This window comes from Gordonia sp. 852002-50816_SCH5313054-c, assembly GCF_001665925.1.
Classification (GTDB): Bacteria; Actinomycetota; Actinomycetes; order Mycobacteriales; family Mycobacteriaceae; genus Gordonia; species Gordonia jacobaea.
On the sequence record NZ_LZTE01000068.1, the window covers coordinates 129,305 to 147,177 of the forward strand.

The 17,873-nt window shown below is 67.3% G+C and carries 16 protein-coding genes; 13 read left to right on the top strand and 3 right to left on the bottom strand.

Annotated features, from left to right (window positions below; translation table 11 throughout):
* Positions 1–59: 59 nt before the first annotated feature.
* From A5788_RS18205 to A5788_RS18220, 4 genes are all read left to right on the top strand, one after another.
* Positions 60–1,262, top strand: coding sequence for an LLM class flavin-dependent oxidoreductase (locus A5788_RS18205; protein ID WP_064869099.1), 1,203 nt, complete (start codon positions 60–62; stop codon positions 1,260–1,262).
* Positions 1,259–2,602, top strand: a complete 1,344-nt coding sequence (locus A5788_RS18210) for an NtaA/DmoA family FMN-dependent monooxygenase (protein WP_064869096.1) — start codon at positions 1,259–1,261, stop codon at positions 2,600–2,602. The genes A5788_RS18205 and A5788_RS18210 overlap by 4 nt, the downstream gene beginning before the upstream one ends.
* Before the next feature lie 78 nt (positions 2,603–2,680).
* Positions 2,681–3,112 (top strand): DUF350 domain-containing protein, encoded by a 432-nt coding sequence (locus A5788_RS18215; RefSeq protein ID WP_005206677.1) that lies wholly within the window; start codon positions 2,681–2,683, stop codon positions 3,110–3,112.
* 102 nt (positions 3,113–3,214) lie between these two features.
* Complete coding sequence (locus tag A5788_RS18220) at positions 3,215–3,694, top strand: SRPBCC family protein (RefSeq protein ID WP_049697581.1); 480 nt, start codon at positions 3,215–3,217, stop codon at positions 3,692–3,694.
* A gap of 209 nt (positions 3,695–3,903) precedes the next feature.
* Here A5788_RS18220 and A5788_RS18225 read toward each other — a convergent pair whose 3' ends face one another.
* Positions 3,904–4,704 carry an HAD-IIA family hydrolase gene (locus A5788_RS18225; protein ID WP_049697580.1) on the bottom strand — a complete coding sequence of 267 codons (801 nt, stop codon included), beginning with the start codon at positions 4,702–4,704 and terminating at the stop codon, positions 3,904–3,906.
* Positions 4,705–4,771: 67 nt separating this feature from the next.
* Here A5788_RS18225 and moeA point away from each other — a divergent pair, with 67 nt between their 5' ends.
* The 4 genes from moeA (at position 4,772) to A5788_RS18245 (ending at position 10,354) form a co-directional block, all read left to right on the top strand.
* On the top strand, positions 4,772–6,019 hold the full coding sequence (gene moeA, locus A5788_RS18230; RefSeq protein WP_064869093.1) for a molybdopterin molybdotransferase MoeA: 1,248 nt from the start codon (positions 4,772–4,774) through the stop codon (positions 6,017–6,019).
* 102 nt (positions 6,020–6,121) lie between these two features.
* A complete protein-coding gene (locus tag A5788_RS18235) occupies positions 6,122–6,946 on the top strand; it encodes a phosphatidylserine decarboxylase (protein WP_442902870.1) in 825 nt (274 codons plus the stop codon).
* A 1-nt stretch (position 6,947) separates the two neighbouring features.
* Positions 6,948–8,054, top strand: coding sequence for a CDP-alcohol phosphatidyltransferase family protein (locus A5788_RS18240; RefSeq protein ID WP_442902869.1), 1,107 nt, complete (start codon positions 6,948–6,950; stop codon positions 8,052–8,054).
* On the top strand, positions 8,051–10,354 hold the full coding sequence (locus A5788_RS18245) for an AAA family ATPase (protein WP_064869090.1): 2,304 nt from the start codon (positions 8,051–8,053) through the stop codon (positions 10,352–10,354). The genes A5788_RS18240 and A5788_RS18245 overlap by 4 nt, the downstream gene beginning before the upstream one ends.
* 27 nt (positions 10,355–10,381) lie before the next feature.
* On the opposite strand, the gene A5788_RS18250 is transcribed toward A5788_RS18245, so the two are convergent.
* Positions 10,382–10,966, bottom strand: coding sequence for a hypothetical protein (locus A5788_RS18250; protein ID WP_064869087.1), 585 nt, complete (start codon positions 10,964–10,966; stop codon positions 10,382–10,384).
* A 139-nt stretch (positions 10,967–11,105) separates the two neighbouring features.
* The gene (locus A5788_RS18255; protein ID WP_049697575.1) at positions 11,106–11,522 is read right to left on the bottom strand and encodes a hypothetical protein; all 417 of its coding nucleotides are present in this window, start codon (positions 11,520–11,522) and stop codon (positions 11,106–11,108) included.
* 75 nt (positions 11,523–11,597) lie between these two features.
* Between A5788_RS18255 and A5788_RS18260 the strand changes: the two genes are divergently transcribed.
* Genes A5788_RS18260 through A5788_RS18280 form a run of 5 tightly spaced genes read left to right on the top strand, consistent with a single transcriptional unit; the run spans position 11,598 to position 17,860 of the window.
* The gene (locus tag A5788_RS18260; RefSeq protein ID WP_064869084.1) at positions 11,598–14,522 is read left to right on the top strand and encodes a Na+/H+ antiporter subunit A; all 2,925 of its coding nucleotides are present in this window, start codon (positions 11,598–11,600) and stop codon (positions 14,520–14,522) included.
* Positions 14,519–15,208 carry a Na(+)/H(+) antiporter subunit C gene (locus A5788_RS18265; protein ID WP_049697573.1) on the top strand — a complete coding sequence of 230 codons (690 nt, stop codon included), beginning with the start codon at positions 14,519–14,521 and terminating at the stop codon, positions 15,206–15,208. The genes A5788_RS18260 and A5788_RS18265 overlap by 4 nt, the downstream gene beginning before the upstream one ends.
* On the top strand, positions 15,205–16,812 hold the full coding sequence (locus A5788_RS18270) for a Na+/H+ antiporter subunit D (RefSeq protein ID WP_049697572.1): 1,608 nt from the start codon (positions 15,205–15,207) through the stop codon (positions 16,810–16,812). Before A5788_RS18265 ends, A5788_RS18270 begins: the two co-directional genes overlap by 4 nt.
* Positions 16,809–17,600 (top strand): Na+/H+ antiporter subunit E, encoded by a 792-nt coding sequence (locus A5788_RS18275; RefSeq protein ID WP_049697571.1) that lies wholly within the window; start codon positions 16,809–16,811, stop codon positions 17,598–17,600. Before A5788_RS18270 ends, A5788_RS18275 begins: the two co-directional genes overlap by 4 nt.
* On the top strand, positions 17,597–17,860 hold the full coding sequence (locus A5788_RS18280) for a monovalent cation/H+ antiporter complex subunit F (RefSeq protein WP_049697570.1): 264 nt from the start codon (positions 17,597–17,599) through the stop codon (positions 17,858–17,860). The genes A5788_RS18275 and A5788_RS18280 overlap by 4 nt, the downstream gene beginning before the upstream one ends.
* The last annotated feature ends 13 nt before the right edge of the window (positions 17,861–17,873 follow it).

Here is a 17,873-nt window from a genome sequence, read left to right on the forward strand (position 1 = left end):
GCTGATCTTTTGGTCGCGGTCGGGAAGAGGCTCGAGCGGGCCGACCGTTGAGACGAGTCGTGAGTGATTCAACGCTGTCGTTGGCCATCGGACTGCGTGGCGCCGGTCGACACCCGGCCGCCTGGCGAGACCCGGAGGCCAGACCGGACGCACTGTTCAGCGCGAGCTACTGGCGCGACGCGATCGTCACCGCCGAACGCGCGGGAGCCGATCTCGTCACGCTCGACGACGGATTCGAGGCCCGACCGCTACTGCCCGGCGAGTCGTCGGCCGGCGCGCCGCCGGTGCGTACCGACCTCGTCAACGGAAGGCTCGACACCGTGCTGATCGCGGCACGTATCGCACCGCTCACCTCGCGAATCGGACTCCTGCCCACCGTGACCGTGACGCACACGGAGCCGTTCCACACATCGAAGGCGATCGCCACGCTCGACTACGTCAGCGGTGGACGTGCGGGAGTCGTGCTGGCCGTCGACGACCGACCCGAGAACGTCTCACTGTTCGGGCGTCGCGACGTCGAGGTGGCGTTGGATCGCGCTGCGCTGCACCGAGAAGCTGCCGAGTACGCGGAGGTGATCGGCCGACTGTGGGATTCGTGGGAGGACGACGCCGAGATCCGCGACGTCGCGACCGGTCGCTTCATCGACCGGGATCGATTGCACTACATCGACTTCGAGGGCGAGTTCTTCTCCGTGCGCGGTCCGTCGATCACACCACGACCCCCACAGGGCCAGCCGATCATCGCGACGACGGTCTCGGCAGGCGATCCCGCGTCACTCGAATTGCTCAGTGGCAGCGCCGATATCGGGTTCTTCGCGAGTCCAGATGACCGTGCGACGCTCGACGAGGTGCTCGCAGCGTCGGACAGCGATCGCCGAGAAGACCTACGACTTTACGACGACCTCGTCGTCTACCTCGACGACACGCAGGCGTCGGCGGCTGGTCGTCGAGCGCAGTACGACGACTGGCTCGGCACTCACTTCGACGACGGCACACAGGAATTCGTCGGTACCGCAGCAGGATTGGCCGACCTCATCGAGGAGCGTGCAGGTGCGGTACAGGGTGTCCGGCTACACCCGGCCGCGATCGGGCACGACCTACGCCGCGTCGCCGACGACCTCGCGCCCGAGCTGCGTCGACGCGGTCTGGTCGTCGACTCGGAAGCGAAAACCTCAGGAGCACAGACCCTTCGGGAGACCTTGGGTCTGCGCCATCCCGTCAATCGATACTCACGTGCGACCGTGTCAGGCGGTGTCCGATGACCAAGCAGGTACACCTCGCGGCGCACTTCCCCGGCGTCAACAACACGACGGTCTGGAGTGATCCCGCCGCCGGGAGCCACATCGAGTTCTCGTCGTTCACGCGCTTCGCGCAGACCGCAGAGCGCGGATTGTTCGACTTCCTCTTCCTCGCGGAGGGGCTCCGGCTGCGCGAGCAGAACGGCAAGATCTACGACCTCGACGTCGTCGGAAGACCCGATACCTTCACGATTCTCGCCGCACTCGCGGCCGTCACCGAACACCTCGGACTCGCCGGGACGATCAACTCGACGTTCAACGAACCCGTTGAGGTGGCAAGGCAATTCGCGTCGCTCGACCACCTCTCCGACGGTCGCGCCGCCTGGAACGTCGTGACATCGTGGGATGCGTTCACCGGCGAGAACTTCCGCCGCGGCGGATATCTTCCCGCAGATCAGCGCTACGTGCGGGCTCGGCAGTTCCTCGAAACCGCTGTGGAACTGTGGGATTCGTGGCAACGCGACGACATCGTCGCCGATCGGTCCGCCGGCGAATTCCTGCGCAGGCCACACGCCGGACAGTTCGCGCACCTCGACTCGCAGTTCGACATCAGCGGCACGTTCGGGGTGCCGCGCAGCCCGCAGGGCAGGCCGGTCATCTTCCAGGCGGGCGATTCGGACGAGGGTCGGGAGTTCGCCGCCGCGCGCGCCGACGCGATCTTCTCGCGACACTCGACGCTCGACGACGGCAAGGCGTTCTACGCCGACGTCAAGGGACGTCTCGCCGCACACGGGCGGACACCGGAGGATCTGCTGATCCTGCCCGCCGCGACGTTCGTCGTCGGAGACACCGATGCCGACGCCGCCGAACTCGCGCACGAGATCAGACTCGCGCAGGTCAGCGGACAGACCGCGATCAAGTTCCTCGAGCAACTCTGGAATCGAGACCTCCACGACCACGATCCCGACGGCCCGCTGCCGAGCATCGACCCGCTGCCCGGTGAGAACACAGTCGCGAAGGGGCGAGCCAGTGTCCGCATCCACGAGGACCCACGCGACGTCGCAGCCCGCTGGCGCGCGTTGGCCGAGTCGAAGAAGCTCACGACGCGTGAGCTGATCATCGAGGTCACGGGGCGTCAGGCGTTCGTCGGTTCGGCGCGCACCGTCGCCGACGAGATCAACCGCTTCGTGCAGGCCGACGCGAGTGACGGCTTCATCCTCGTTCCACACGTCACTCCGGGCGGCCTCGACCGCTTCGTCGACGACGTGATTCCCGAGCTTCAAGACCTCGGCGTGTACCGGACCGAGTATCCGGGTCGGACACTGCGTGAGAACCTCGGGCTCGCAGGGGTCGTCGCGGGTTAGGGTTTTCGTGGGTGTCGCGCCCGCGTGCACCGGCGACCACGCACCGACCAGAGGGTCGGCGACGAGGGGAGATCACAGGTGGACGCAGTGTTCGGCACCAATCTGGCCTGGGGTGCGTCGTTCAGCCTCCTGGGGGTTGCGCTCATGGTCGTCGGGTTCGGCGCCCTCGACCTCGTGACGCCGGGCCGACTTCGGCAGCTCGTCTGGGTGGACAACAACCGCAACGCGATGATCCTGACGACGTCGATGGTCGTCGGAATCGCGTTCGTGCTGGTCGCCTCGGTGGTCGACACGGTGACCCTCGTGTTGTGGAAGGCGCTGCTCTACACGCTCGCCTACGCGGTGCTGACCATCGCGGTGATGATGTGGTCATTCGTGCTCATCGACTGGCTCACGCCCGGCAAGCTCGGGACCATCCTGCTCGAGAACGACGCGCATCCCGCGGGATGGATCTCTGCCGCGGTCTTCGTCGGCGTCGCGGCGATGATCGGGACCGTGCTCATCGTCTGAGCCTTATTGACTGTCCGACAATAGGCGTTCTAGGGTGATGCGAGCTGTGACCGGCGACACCGTCGGTCATCGACCGTCCGCAACGCACAACCCGGGGGAACCATGACCGCCGCACTGATCGAAGAGTCCATCGACATCGACGCCACGCCCACGCAGGTCTGGTCCGTGATCTCCGACCTCGCCCGCATGGGCGAGTGGAGTCCGCAGTGCGCCAAGATGTTCATCATCGGCGGGCCTGTGAAGCTGGGCACCCGCACCGTCAACATCAACCGTCGCGGACCGCTCGCCTGGCCGACGACGTCGAAGGTCGTTCGGTTCGCACCCAACCAGGAGATCGGGTTCCGCGTCGCGGAGAACCACACGGTGTGGAGCTACACCATCGAGCCGAACCCGTCGGGCGGCGTGACGGTGACGGAACGTCGGGAAGCCGCGGGCGGCAAGACCACCAAGGTGTCGTCGACGCTCGTCGACCTCGTGTTCGGCGGCTCCGACTCGTTCGAGGAAGAGCTCAAGGTCGGGATGGCCGAGACCCTCGGCAAGATCAAGCGCGCCGCAGAATCGAGCACCGCCCGGGCCGCCTGAACGCACAGTCGGCCGGATACAGCGCCCAGCCGACGGGATAGAGCGCCCAGTCGACGGAATGCAGCGCCCAGTCGACGGTATAGAGCGCCCAGTCGGCCGGATACAGCGCCCAGTCGACGCTCTCGAGCGCACAGTCGACGGGTGCACTTCGCGTCGAGTGGGCGCCCGAGACGGTCGAGTGGGCGCCCCAGACGGTCGAGTGGGCAGGCTCAGGCGCCGTCGAGCTTCTCGATCAGGGCCGGGAGGTCGGCGAGGGAGTCGATGATGTGGTCGGGCACCGGCCCGAACTCGTCGCGCTGCAGGGCGCGCAGCGCGTCTTCGCGAAACTTGCCCGTGCGCACCAGCACGCCGATGAGTGCGGCGGCCTGGGCGCCGAGGACGTCGTTGTGCATGTCGTCGCCGACCATCACCACCTGGGTCGGCTCGAGATTCATGAGTTCGACGGCGGCGCGAAAGCCCAGTGGCGAGGGCTTGCCGATCGCGCGGATCTTTCGACCCGAGGCTTTCTCGAGGCCCTCGAGGTAGACGCCGGTGTCGATCGAGAGTCCACGGGCCGTCGACCAGATCATCGAACGGTGCATCGCGACGACCGGGGTACCGGCGAGCATCTTCTCCAGCACTGTCGACAGCGCAGTGTGGGTGAAAACCGGCCCGGCGCCGCCGAGGACGATGACCTGAGCTTCGTTCGGATCGTCGGTGAGTGGGACGCCGGTCATGTCCTCGGCGATCGGTCCCTCGTTGAGAACCCAGGCGAGCTTGCCGGGATAGTTGCGGGCCAGGAATTCGGCGGTGAGTTTGGCGGCGGTGAGGATCTCGTCGGGTTCGACCTCGAATCCGCAGTTGCCGAGCGCTTCGGCGATCTGTGATCGCGACCGTGATGTGGTGTTGGTCAAGAACATTCGCGGGTAGCCGCGCTCGGAGAGTTCTTCGATCGCCTCGACGGCGCCGGGCAGCGCATGCCACGAGGTGACCATCACCCCGTCTATGTCGAGCAGCAGCCCCAGCGTCATGCATCGAATCTAGTGCCCGTCGGGCGCGAGCGCAGGACGGGCTCGATCTACGTGGCATGCTGGGCCAATGCGTTCCGTCGCCGAGCATCAGAAGATCGTCAGCGAGCTGTTCGGGCCTCCGGAAACGGTCCGCGTCGCGGTTGCGGATGCGCTGGGTATGGCCACCGTCGACGACGCCGTCGCGGCATTCGCGATGCCCGCCTTCGACAATTCCGCGATGGACGGATACGCGGTGCGGGCCGACGACATCGCCGGTGCCAGTGCGGCGGAGCCGGTCCGGCTGCCCGTCGTCGACGACATTCCTGCCGGCCGCACGGGTCTGGTGACACTCGCACCGGGGACGACCGCGCGGATCATGACCGGCGCACCGCTGCCCGACGGCGCTGACGCCGTTGTGCCGGTGGAGCTCACCGACGGCGACTTCTCTGTCGACCACGTGCCCGACTCGACGGTCGGGTTCAGCTCGGGCGTCGAGGCGGGAAAGCACATTCGACGCGAAGGCTCCGACATCGCGCGCGGCGACGTCGCGCTACCCGCCGGCACGGTGCTCAGGGCGGCACAGATCGGACTCCTCTCGGCGCTCGGCCTCGCCGACGTCGCGGTTGCCCGACGGCTGCGGGTTGTGGTGCTGTCGACCGGCTCCGAGCTCGTCGAGCCGGGAAAATCGTTGCAGCACGGTCAGATCTACGAATCCAACGGCGCCATGCTCACCGCGGCACTCACCGAGGCGGGCGCACTGGCGCGGCACGTTCACTTCGTGCCCGACGACGTCGCGGACTTCCTCGAGCGCCTCGACGAGGCGTCGGCCGACGCGGACCTGATCATCACCTCCGGCGGCGTGAGCGCCGGGGCCTACGAGGTGGTCAAGGAGGCACTCGACGCCGGGCCGGTCGAGTTCGTGAAGGTGGCCATGCAGCCCGGGATGCCGCAGGGATGTGGGCATCACCTCAACCCGGCCGGCCGTCGCGTCCCGATCATCACGTTGCCGGGAAATCCGGTCAGTTCACTCGTGTCGTTCGAGGTGTTCATCCGTCCTCCCCTGCGCGCGGCGATGGGCCTGTCACCCGACCGACCGCGCGTCGCAGCCACGCTCGGCAGCGACATCCGATCACCGGAGGGCAAAAGGCAGTTCATGCGCGGAGTCGTCGACGAGTCGTTGCTCCCGGGCGTCGACGGCCAACTGGTCGTCGAGCCGATAGGTCCGCCGGGGTCGCATCATCTGCGATACCTCGCGGGGGCGAACGCGTTGATCGACATCCCTGCCGCGACCACCGCATTGCCTGCGGGTTCGGTCGTCGACGTCGTCGTTCTGTGACGTCTGCGACCCCCAGACCCCGGAACCGCAGCTGTCTGGCATCGCTAAGCTGTACGGACGCGACGGGCAATTCCGGCGCGACCGACTCGGGAGGATGATCAGGTGGCCAGGCGCCCGCGACCGGACGCATCAGCACAACATCCGGCAACCGAATCCGACGGTCCGATCCGTTCCGGCCTGACCCCGACGCACCTCGTTGCTCTTGCGCGCGAGACCCTTCCCCCGATCCACCCGGCAGGCCTCCCGTTCGTCGCTGCGGCATCGGCGGTGGCGGTGGTTGGTCGACGACATCGGTGGATCGCGGTACCCGCGACCGCCGCGGCAGGAGCGTGCGCAGCCTTCTTCCGGCATCCCTCACGGGTTCCGCCGACCGAGCCGGGCGTCGTGGTGGCTCCGGCAGACGGGATCGTCAGCCTCGTCGACGACGCCGTGCCCCCAGCGGAATCGGGTCTCGGCGACCAGCCCCGACCGCGCGTCTCGACGTTCCTGTCGATCTTCGACGTCCACGTGCAGCGCGTCCCGATCAGCGGTCGCGTGTTGTCGGTGACGCACACGCCCGGTTCGTTCGTGTCCGCCGACCTCCCGGAGGCGAGTTCGGCAAACGAGCGCACGACGATGGTCGTGCGCCCCGACGGCGGGGACGATTCCGACGGCGACGATCCCGACCCGACACCCCGCGACTCCGACATCGCCGTGGTCCAGATCGCCGGCCTGCTTGCGCGTCGAATCGTCTGCACCGCGAAGGTCGGCGATCACCTCTCCATCGGCGACACCTACGGACTCATCCGGTTCGGCTCACGCGTCGACGTCTACCTCCCGCCGGGTACGAAGCAACGAGTGTTGGTCGGGCAGCGCACCGTCGGCGCCGAGACCCCGCTCGCCACGCTGAGTACCTCGGATACCACCCGCGTCCGCGACGGCGGGTGACATGCCGACCAACAATCGAGCGGGCGTAGACCGCACCCCGCTGCACTACCGCAATCCGTCGATGAGGTCGACGCGACGTCGAGTCCCCCGGGGCTCGGCATCGAACGACGAGCAGGGCAGACTGCGGCGACAGGCCGCAGCGGGCCGCATGTTCGTACCGTCGGCGCTGACGATTCTCGCGATCTGCGCGGGTTTGACGGCGGTACGCGCTGTCATCAACGACAACGTCGACCTTGCGATGGCACTCGTCGTCGCCGCGGCACTGCTCGACGGCATCGACGGCCGGGTGGCCCGGCTGATGGGCGCGACCACCAAGATCGGCGCCGAGATCGATTCACTCGCCGATGCCATCAACTTCGGCGTCGTGCCTGCACTGATCGTGTACCTCTATCTGCTGCAAGGACACGACCTCGGCTGGGGATTCGCGCTGATCTACTGCTGCGCGATCGTGCTGCGGCTCGCGCGGTTCAACACCCTGCTCGACGACACCGATGCCCCCGGCTACACCCGTGACTTCTTTGTCGGTGTCCCCGCGCCCGCAGCAGCCCTGGTGGCCCTGCTGCCGATCGGGCTCGCCCAGCAGTTCGGCGACGGATGGTGGACCTCGCCGCTGGTCGTCGGATTGTGGTTGGTCGTAGTGGCGCTGCTCGCGGTCAGTCGAGTTCCGACAGCATCGCTCAAGACGTCGTCTGTGCATCCGCGCAAGCTTGCGGGCCTGTTGATCCTGGTCGCGATCGGCGCAGCACTGCTGTTGACCTACCCATACGTGCTGATGATCATCCTGGTGGCGGCATACGCCGTGCACATTCCGTTCGCCTGGCGCAGTCGACGCTGGGTACAGGCGCGGCCAGAACACTGGGAGGCCCCGCCCGCCGAGCGCCGGGCGGAACGTCGGGCGATCGCCCGCGGCCAGCCGCGCCGCACGCTGCCACCGCGCAAGTCGACCGCGCGACTCGGCCTGCACATCCCGGGCTCTGAACCCACGGCGCCGCACAGTGTTTCCGACGCCCCGGTTTCCGACACCACAGTTTCCGACGCCCCCGCTTCCGACGTCCCCCTTTCCGACGCCCCTGTCACCGACGCCCCTGCCGGCGGTGAAGCCAGGTGAACGCGCAGCTCACTCTGACCGCTCGGCTCAATACGTCGGCTGCGGATTCGCGCCGCGGGATCGTCCGCGCTCATCCCGAAGCGCTGACGGCGCTCGGATTGCGCGAGTGGGACGCGGTGTCGATCACGGGTGCACGGGTCACCGCAGCCGTCGTCGCGGCAGCACCGTCGGGGACGCCGACCGGCACGCTACTGCTCGACGACATCACGTTCTCCAACGCGGGCATCAAGGAAAACGCTTCCGTCGTGCTCTCCGAGGTTGCCGTGCACGGTGCGGCACGGGTCGTCGTCACCGGTTCTGCTGTTGCGAGTCGAGGCGTCGACGAGGCGACGCTGCGGCGTGCACTCCTCGGCAAGGTGCTGTCGGTCGGGGATGCGGTGTCGCTGCTTCCACGCGACCTCGGTCCGGAACTCAGCGCGAGCGCCGCGACCCGCGCGCTCACGTTGTCGGTCGGGATCACCTGGACCAACGAGTTGCTGACGGTCACCGCAACCGATCCCGGGTCGCCGGTCAGCGTGCAGCCGTCGACGGCCGTGCTGTGGGCGTCGGATGGCGTCGACGCCGCACGCGGCGGCGTAGGTGCAGCACCTCGCGCCGCGGACACGAGTCCCGGCGTTGTCGGCGAGAGTCGCGGCGCCGTCGGCGCGGCAGCAGGCGGGGTCGGGCGCGGTTGGCTCACCACACCGCCGGGTGCGGAATCGCCGGGGCACGTGGTGCGCCCGGCATCGGAGTTGGTCGGGGTCGACGCGCAGGTCGCGAAACTCACCGAGTGGCTGAGCATCACGCTCGACGAGCCAGGCGTACTGCGCGCGCTCGGGGCCACTCCCCGACTCGGCGTGCTGCTCTCCGGTCCGGCAGGGTCCGGGAAGGCGACACTTGTGCGATCCGTCTGTGCCGCAAGGACATTGACGACGATCGACGGACCAACCATCGGATCGCTCGAGGCCTCGGCCCGCCTCCGCGCGGTCAGCGACGCGATCGCCGATCTCCGACGCTCCGGCTCGGGGGTGCTACTGATCACCGACGTCGACGCCCTGCTGCCCGCGAAGTCCGAGCCGGTCTCGACGTTGATCCTCGACGAACTGCGCGCAGCGATCAGCCCCACCGACGCGACGTCGACGTCCGACGACCACATCGCGTTGATCGTCACCAGCGCTGAACCCGCGGGGCTCGACGAACGCCTACGCGCTCCCGACCTGTGCGACCGCGAACTCGTCATCGGACTACCCGACGCCGCCCGGCGCGCACGGATACTCGGGGTGATCCTCACCGGAGTACCCACCGACGGTGCACTCGACCTCGACCACATCGCCGCGCGCACACCGGGTTTCGTCGCAGGCGACTTGGCTGCGCTCGCGCGCGAGGCAGCCTTGCGTGCGGCCGCGAGGGCAAGCGCCAGCGATGCGGCGCCCTCACTCACCGACGATGATCTCATCGGGGCACTCGACGTCATCCGACCCGTCTCGCGGCTACGCACCCCCGAGGTCGCGGTCGGGTCCATCACCCTCGACGACGTCGGCGACATGACCGAGACGAAGCAGGCTCTCACCGAGACCGTGCTCTGGCCGCTGCAGCACCCCGACACGTTCACACGGCTCGGCGTCGAGCCGCCGCGCGGTGTGCTCCTGTACGGACCACCCGGCTGCGGCAAGACCTTCGTCGTACGCGCGCTTGCGGCGTCGGGCATGCTCTCGGTGCACATGGTCAAGGGCGCCGAGCTCATGGACAAGTGGGTCGGGTCGTCGGAGAAAGCGGTGCGCGACCTGTTCGCCGCGGCACGCGAATCGGCGCCGTCGCTGATCTTTCTCGACGAGGTCGACGCCCTCGCCCCGCGTCGCGGCCAGTCGACCGATGCGGGCGTCGGCGATCGCGTCGTGGCCGCGCTGTTGACCGAACTCGACGGCGTCGAGCCGCTGCAGGACGTCGTGGTCCTCGGCGCGACCAATCGGCCGGACCTCATCGACCCGGCACTGCTACGTCCGGGGCGGCTGGAGCGATTGGTCTTCGTCCCGCCACCGGACGCGCAAGCCCGCGCGGAGATTCTGCGCACGTCGGGCCGCAAGGTGCCCCTGGCCGACGGCATCGACCTCGACGCGCTCGCCGCCGACCTCGAGGGCTACTCGGCCGCCGACTGCGCCGCGCTGCTGCGCGAGGCGGCGCTGGCAGCCATGCGCCGCGACATCGACGCCGCGACCGTCACCGCCGACGACGTCGTCGACGCCCGCACCCGGGTGCGACCGTCACTCGACGCCGCACAGGTCGAGGATCTGCGCGCCTACGCCGACCGACGGAGTGAGTGAACAGCTGGGGCGAGTGAACGGCTGGGTTCAGCTGGTCTGGGTGCCGGCCTGCCCGGTCTGACCCTGCTGGCCGTTGGGCACCTGCCCGTTCGGGGTCTGGCCCTGCTGGCCGTTGGGCACCTGCCCGTTCGGGGTCTGGCCCTGCTGGCCATTCGGCAGCTGGCCGTTCGGCACTTGGCCGTTCGGCATCTGCCCCTGCTGACCGTTGGGAAGCTGCCCGTTCTGGCCCGTGCCGCCGTTCATGCCAGGCATCTGGCCCCCATTCATGCCACCACCGTTCATGCCACCACCGTTCATGCCGGGCATCCCGCCCCCGTTCATGCCGCCACCGTTCATCCCGGGGCCGCGCATCTGGCTCTGGCCCGACGAGTTGTCGTGGCCCACGACGTACCCCGCGCCGAAGCCGAGCAGTCCGAACCCGACCGCCAGCCCGATCCCGCCTGCGATGATCGCGTTCTTGACCTTCGGCGGCACCTGGTCGGCTCGTGGCTGCGCAGAGTCACCGGCCGGAGGCGCTTCCGCCTGCCAAGCCGACTGCCCTGGCGTCGGGTGATCGGGATTCGTCGGGTACTCGGGGTTCGTCGAGTGTTCTCCGGTGGTGGGTGCGGACATCGTGGGGACTCCCTGCGCTCGGGTGCGTCGTCGAACAGCGCCGACGTTCGGCGCGCTGATGACGCATCAACAGTGCCGTCCACGGTGCGTGGCATCCCTTGCGTCCGACTGCCCACTCTCTGGCAGTCGGCTGTGAACCTCAGCTCGTCGTGATCGTGTAGAACACCGACGACCCGCCGGACGCGGCGGCAGGGGTGACACCCGCGCTCACCCAGTACGTCTTGCCTGCCTTGTCCGCGGTCAGCACCACGACGGACTGTCCGTTCTGCGACGTTCGTTGCGACTCGGTGTAGCCGGCGTCGGTCAACTTCTTGACCGCGGTGTCCAGGACGCCGGAATCGCCCGCGGGTGCCTGGACCGTCACCGACCAGCCCTTGGTCGCATCACCCGACGCAGTCAGCACCGTTCCGTCGATCAGGGGAACCTGATCGGAGGGAAAATCAGACGGTAGTGCCACTCCCTTGAGACCGCTGTCCTCGTCGGACCCGCAAGCACCGATGACCAGCGCAAGCGTGCACGTCAGCAGAACGACTGTGAACCTGACTAAGCGCGACATGACTGCAACGGTAAGATAGTCGAGCGGGCAGTTGCTCCGTGACACCCCGCCAGACGACGAAAGACGGAGTGCCCTTTGATCTCGGTGTTGGCCGCGTTGGCCGTGTGTGCGCTCATCGCACCCGCCATCGTTCATGCGCTCGGCACCAGGGGTTTCTACGTACTCGCGCTCGCTCCGCTCGGCGGACTGATCTGGGTCCTGCTCAACTGGCCACACGCGCACGATCCTCCTCGCGTCGAGACGGTCACCTGGGCTCCGACGCTGCAGATGGATTTCGTGATGCGTTTCGACACGCTCACGGCCATCATGTCGGTGCTGATCCTCGGTGTCGGGGCGTTGGTGCTCTGCTACTGCGCCAATTACTTCGACGACGCTCGCCCACGGGTCGCCATCTTCGGTGGCGAGATGATTGCGTTCGCAGCGGCGATGTTCGGACTCGTCGCCAGCGACAACATGCTGATGCTCTATATCTTCTGGGAGCTCACCACGGTGTTGTCGTTCATGCTCGTGGGCTTCTATCACGTCCGCGCCACCTCGCGCAGATCCGCGACGCAGGCACTACTCGTGACCACCCTCGGCGGACTCGCGATGCTCGTCGGCATCATCATGCTCGGCGAACGAACCGGGTCGTATCTGCTTTCCGACCTGGTGGCGCACCCGCCGTCGAGCGGCATCTTTGTCGACGTCGCGATCGTGCTGGTGCTGATCGGCGCCGTCAGCAAGTCCGCGATCGTCCCGTTCCACTTCTGGCTGCCCGGCGCGATGGCCGCGCCGACACCGGTCAGCGCGTACCTCCACGCCGCGGCGATGGTGAAGGCGGGCATCTACCTGATCGGGCGGTTGGCTCCCGGCTTCTCCGGCCTCACCAGTTGGCAGGTCATGACGATCGGGCTCGGCTGTTTCACCATGCTGCTCGGCGGCTGGCGCTCGCTTCGCGAACTCGATCTCAAGCTCATCCTCGCGTTCGGCACTGTGTCGCAGCTCGGCTTCCTCGCCGTGTTGTTCGGCATGGGCGACGCGAACGTCGCGATGGCCGCGCTGGCGATGCTGGTGGCGCACGCGATGTTCAAAGCCGCACTGTTCATGGTCGTCGGCATCATCGACCACTCGACAGGCACACGCGACATCCGCAAGCTGGCCCGCCTCGGCCACCGTCTGCCCGCCCTCGCCCTCATCGCCGCCATCGCGGGTGCGAGCATGGCCGGGTTGCCGTTCACCATGGGGTTCGTCGGCAAGGAGACCGCGTTCGCCTCGATCTGGGATACCGGATCGCTGCAGCACTGGCAGGCCGAGACCGTCGACTACGTCTTGTTGGCGGGGTCGATCATCACGATGGCGTACACGACGCGATTCCTGTGGGGCGCGTTCGGTCGCAAGGTGCGCCAGCTCCCGAGCCGCGTCGTCGCACAGATGCATCCGCCCTCGGTCGCGTTCCAGACGCCACCCGCGATCCTCGCGGTACTCGGTGTCGTCACCGCTTTCCTGAGCCCGCTTATCGGCACCGCCTTCGAGCCCTACGCCGAGACCCTGCCGTCGTACGGCCACAAGATCGAGCATCTGGCCATGTGGCACGGCTTCGGGCTGCCGGTGGTCTTCTCCATCATCGTCATCGTCGGTGGCGCAGCGCTGTTCATGCTGATCCGACGTCTTCGGGATGTGCTGTTCCGCTACCGCCCGCTACTCAACGCCGACCGCATCTACGACGCCACGCTGCGCACGGCCGACTCTCTCTCGCTCACACTGACGCGCAACACCCAGCGCGGTTCGCTGCCCATCACGCAGGGCGTGATCATGTGCACCGCGATCATCCTGCCCGTCACAGTGCTGTTCCTCGGTGCACGTGATCGACTCTCGCCGCGCGGATTCGACTCGTCGATCGAGGTGGTGATCGGTGGGATCATGGCCGCCGCGGCGATCGCGGCGGTCCTGCTGCGCAACCGACTCGCCGCAACACTGATCGTCGGTGTCACGGGCTACGGCTGCGGAGTGCTGTTCGCTCTCTACGGCGCCCCCGACCTCGCGCTCACCCAGTTCCTGGTCGAGACGCTCACGCTGGTCATCTTCGTGCTGGTCCTGCGCAAGCTGCCCGCAGAACCCGAGCCGCGGCACGCGACGGGGTTCAAGGCGGTCCGCGCACTCATCGGCGCAGCGGTCGGTGTCAGCCTCGTGGTCATCGGCCTGTTCGCCGCGGCCGCGCGCAACTCACAGCCTGTCTCGGTCGACATCCCCGAAGCCGCGTACAAGTGGGGCCACGGCGCCAACGCGGTCAACGTGCTGCTCGTCGACATCCGCGCGTGGGACACGATGGGCGAGATCAGCGTCCTCATCGTCGCAGCCACGGGCGTCGCGTCGATGGTGTTCCGCAACCGCAGGTTCGGTGCCGCACCGCGCGTGTCCGACGCCGCACGCATGCTCGCGAATGGCCCCAACGGCAACCCGAACGGCCAGAACGACGAAGACGACGACCCGATCCCGCCGGATCGCACGACGTGGCTGCGCGGCAGCGAGTTCCGCGACCCACGCCACCGGTCGATGGTGCTCGAGGCGACGACGCGTCTGATCTTCCCGACGATGGTCGTGCTCTCGATCTACTTCTTCTTCGCGGGCCACAACGCTCCCGGCGGAGGGTTCGCGGGTGGTCTCACGATGGGACTGGCACTCGTGTTGCGCTATCTGGCGGGCGGCCGCTACGAACTCGGCGAGGCGCTACCCATCGAACCCGGCAAGTTCCTCGGAACAGGATTGTTGATCTCCGCGGGCACCGCGGCGACATCGATGCTGCTCGGTGCGCCCGCACTGTCGTCGGCGGTCCTCAAGGTCACGCTGCCGCTGCTCGGCGACATCAAGATCGTCACCGCACTGTTCTTCGACCTCGGCATCTACCTGATCGTGGTCGGCCTGGTGCTCGACATCCTGCGCAGCCTCGGCGCGCGTCTCGACGTCGAGACCTCGATCCCGGCAGGCACCATCATGCGCGTACCCGGGGAGGCAAGCCGATGAGCGTGAATCTCGGACTCCTCGTCATCGTCGCGATCCTCGCCGCCTGCGGCTCGTATCTGCTCATGGAACGCAGCCTGATCCGCATGCTGTTGGGTCTGCTGCTCGTCGGAAACGGCATCAACCTGCTGATCATCACCCTCGCGGGACCTCCGGGAAATCCGCCGATCCTCGGCAGGACGTCGGATCACCGCACGCAGGACGCCGACCCTCTCGCGCAGGCGATGGTCCTCACGGCGATCGTCATCACGATGGGTGTCGCCGCGTTCATCCTCGCGATGGTCTACCGCCTGTTCGTCCTCAACCGAGACGACGACGACCTCGAAGACGACGTGGAGGATCGCAAGGTCCTCAACACGAACCTGCAGACCGCACCGGACCGCGACCGCAGCGACAACCCCGAGACCGGCGCCGACACACCACTCGGCGACCTGTTCGACGACGAAGGCAACCCACTGACACCCGAGGAGTATGCCGCACTGCACCGGACCAAGATCGAGACCGACCTCATGCCAGACGATGACGACGTCATCGATGAGGTCTCGCGCGAGGAGGACGAACTCGCAGAAGCCGGCCTCGACGTCGTCGACATGACGTGGCCGCTGGGCAACGATCTGCAGGATCCGGACAAGCCCTATCCCGGAACGGCCGACCCGCGTGATCCCCCGCAGCCGGGAGACGATCGATGATCCCCCAGCCCTCGTGGATTCCGGTTCTCATCACGCTGCCGACGCTCGTACCGCTGCTCGGTGCCGCGATCACGCTGCTCGCCGGTCGAAGCCCCATCCTGCAGCGTGCTGTCGCTCTCGTCGCAATCGGTACCGCACTTGTTGCGTCGGGCATGATGCTCTACCTCACCGACGAACACGGAACGTTCTCGGTCCATATCGGCGGGTGGGGGTCGAAGGGGTACCCGAACGGTCCGCTCGGGATCACGTTGGTCGTCGATCCGCTCGCGGCGTTGATGCTGGTGGTCTCGACGGTGGTGCTGCTGTGCGTGGTGAGCTACGCGATCGGGCAGGGTATTCGCGACGGCACGTCGCAGCAGCCGGTGTCGATCTTCCTGCCGACCTATCTGATCCTGTGCGCGGGCGTCTGCAACTCCTTCCTCGCCGGCGACCTGTTCAACCTGTTCGTCTCGTTCGAGATCCTGCTGTCGGCGAGCTTCGTGCTGCTCACACTCGGTGCCAGCGGAGAGCGCGTGCGTGCAGGAGCGTCGTACGTGATGGTGTCGATGCTCTCGTCGCTGATCTTCCTCGCAGGGATCGCGTTCGCCTACGCGACGACCGGCACGCTGAACCTCGCCGAGATGGCACTGCGACTCGACACCGTGGCCGAGGGCACCCGCAACGCGCTCTACGCGGTGCTCCTCGTCGCATTCGGTATCAAGGCCGCCGTGTTCCCGCTGTCGTCGTGGCTGCCCGACTCGTATCCGACGGCTCCCGCCCCGGTCACCGCGGTGTTCGCAGGCTTGCTGACCAAAGTCGGTGTGTACGCGATCATGCGCACACATACGCTGCTGTTCCCCGGCGGATCGATGGATTCGATCCTGATGGTCGCGGGGCTGCTGACGATGCTGATCGGCATCTTCGGTGCGATCGCGCAGTCCGACATCAAGCGCCTGTTGTCGTTCACGCTCGTCTCGCACATCGGCTACATGATCTTCGGCATCGCGCTGTCGTCGCGACTGGGACTGTCCGCGGCGATCTACTACGTCGCGCACCACATCCTCGTGCAGACGACGCTGTTCCTGGTCGTCGGCCTGATCGAACGACAGGCGGGCTCTGCGTCGTTGCGCAGGCTCGGCGGCCTGATCGCGAGTCCCCTGCTCGCAGGACTCTTCTTGATCCCGGCCCTCAACCTCGGCGGTATCCCCCCGTTCTCCGGGTTCATCGGCAAGGTCGGATTGCTCGAGGCGGGCACTCGCGACGGGTCGGTGCTCGCGTGGTTGTTGGTTGCCGGTTCGGTGATCACCAGCCTGTTGACCCTTTACGTGATGGCCCGCGTGTGGACCAAGGCGTTCTGGCGACCGCGTGCCGACGCTCCCGAGGGCGAGCTCGCCGACAGCGCACCGTCTGCCCTCATCGACGAGCGTGCCGACATCTCCTTCGACGACCGCGAAGACGTCGGCCGCATGCCGACGTCGATGGTGGTACCGACCGCGCTGATGGTCGCGGCCGGTCTCGTGCTGACCTTCTGGGCAGGCCCGATCCTGCGCTTCACCGACAGCGCGGCCGACAACATATCCGACCGCGACAACTACATCGTCAGCGTGCTGGGAGGTGACAGATGACGAGCCAGGACCAGGGCAACCAAGACCCCCGACGCCGCAGCTCCGGGGCGGTACGCGCGCCCGGCAAGGGGCCCGTGAGATCGTTCCTCGTCAATGCGTGGCGCGTGTCGCTGCTGTTCATCTTCTGGAACACCGTCCGGGTATTCGTGTGGCTTCGCGAACACATCCGGCTTCCCGGCCGAATCGCGAGCGACGGCCGCGAACTGGCCGTCCGCTTGTGGGTCCTCGCCTGGCTCACCTTTGTCTGGGTGCTGCTGTGGGGCACGGTGTCGTGGGCCAACATCATCGGTGGCGTCGTGCTCGCGCTGGTCATCTCCATCGTGCTGCCGCTGCCGCGGGTTCCGGTCGAGGGCCGTATCCACCCCGTGTCGGTGCTCTGGCTCATCGCACGGCTGATCGTCGACTTCTTCGTGTCGAGCGCGCAGGTGGCGTGGGCCGCGATCCGACCCGGCTATCGCCCACTCGGTGCGGTCATCCGGGTGCGGGTGGCAATCAAATCCGACATGGTGCTCACCCTCGCCGTCGACTATCTCAATCTCGTGCCCGGCACGATGGTGCTGGAGATCGACCATCGTCGACGGCTGATCTACGTGCACGTCTTCGATGTCCGCTCAGACAAGAAGGTGCGGGCGTTCCACCGGCAGATCGCGTTCGTCGAGCGGATGTTCATCAAGGCGTTCGAGCGTGACAGCGAATGGCACCCGAGTCCGTACCACGGCATCGACGATGACTATCACCACGTGCGCACCGCCGAGCGGGCGTCGATCAAAGCGGAGCAGAACCAATGAGCGTCGTCTGGGTGATCGTGGCCACGCTGCTGCTCGTCGCAGCCGTGCTCACCGCTGCCCGCGCGCTCATGGGACCGACAACTCTCGACCGTCTCGTCGCCCTCGACACTCTCATCGCGCTCGCGATGTGCGGTCTCGCGGTGTGGGCGGCCTACAGCGGCGACACCACCGTGGTGCCCGGCGTCGTGGCGCTGGCACTACTCAGCTTCGTCGGGTCGATCGCGATCGCCCGATTCCGAGTCCGGGACGACCAGACGTGAGGGGGCAACGACC

Excerpts from the sequence above, each read along its gene's own strand:
- A5788_RS18280 (WP_049697570.1), top strand. The coding sequence starts at position 17,597 with ATGAGCGTCGTCTGGGTGATCGTGGCCACGCTGCTGCTCGTCGCAGCC.
- moeA (WP_064869093.1), top strand. The coding sequence starts at position 4,772 with ATGCGTTCCGTCGCCGAGCATCAGAAGATCGTCAGCGAGCTGTTCGGG.
- A5788_RS18225 (WP_049697580.1), bottom strand. The coding sequence starts at position 4,704 with ATGACGCTGGGGCTGCTGCTCGACATAGACGGGGTGATGGTCACCTCG.
- A5788_RS18255 (WP_049697575.1), bottom strand. The coding sequence starts at position 11,522 with ATGTCGCGCTTAGTCAGGTTCACAGTCGTTCTGCTGACGTGCACGCTT.
- A5788_RS18265 (WP_049697573.1), top strand. The coding sequence starts at position 14,519 with ATGAGCGTGAATCTCGGACTCCTCGTCATCGTCGCGATCCTCGCCGCC.
- A5788_RS18275 (WP_049697571.1), top strand. The coding sequence starts at position 16,809 with ATGACGAGCCAGGACCAGGGCAACCAAGACCCCCGACGCCGCAGCTCC.
- A5788_RS18270 (WP_049697572.1), top strand. The coding sequence starts at position 15,205 with ATGATCCCCCAGCCCTCGTGGATTCCGGTTCTCATCACGCTGCCGACG.
- A5788_RS18250 (WP_064869087.1), bottom strand. The coding sequence starts at position 10,966 with ATGTCCGCACCCACCACCGGAGAACACTCGACGAACCCCGAGTACCCG.
- A5788_RS18240 (WP_442902869.1), top strand. The coding sequence starts at position 6,948 with ATGCCGACCAACAATCGAGCGGGCGTAGACCGCACCCCGCTGCACTAC.
- A5788_RS18220 (WP_049697581.1), top strand. The coding sequence starts at position 3,215 with ATGACCGCCGCACTGATCGAAGAGTCCATCGACATCGACGCCACGCCC.
- A5788_RS18210 (WP_064869096.1), top strand. The coding sequence starts at position 1,259 with ATGACCAAGCAGGTACACCTCGCGGCGCACTTCCCCGGCGTCAACAAC.